The organism is Flagellimonas sediminis, assembly GCF_010500845.1.
In the GTDB taxonomy this organism is placed as follows: Bacteria; Bacteroidota; Bacteroidia; order Flavobacteriales; family Flavobacteriaceae; genus Flagellimonas; species Flagellimonas sediminis.
Map to the genome: position 1 here is coordinate 103,757 of NZ_JAAAMI010000008.1, position 303 is coordinate 104,059.

Here is a 303-nt window from a genome sequence, read left to right on the forward strand (position 1 = left end):
TGGTCCACCCTGACCGGAATACCGGCAGGCTTCGCGGACGATATTGACGATGATACCACCTATTCCGCTGGAACTGGGCTAACATTGACAGGTACAACTTTTGCCGTGGACAATGCAACGATTGCACCCGATTGGTCCACCCTGACCGGAATACCGGCAGGCTTCGCGGACGATATTGACGATGATACCACCTATTCCGCTGGAACTGGGCTAACATTGACAGGTACAACTTTTGCCGTGGACAATGCAACGATTGCACCGGATTGGTCCACCCTGACCGGAATACCGGCAGGCTTCGCGGAC

Annotated in this window: 1 protein-coding gene; it reads left to right on the forward strand. The window is 54.8% G+C overall.

Annotated elements, in window-relative coordinates:
* A partial coding sequence (locus GTK07_RS14915; RefSeq protein WP_203583813.1) for a hypothetical protein occupies positions 1 to 303 on the forward strand: 303 nt, incomplete at both ends.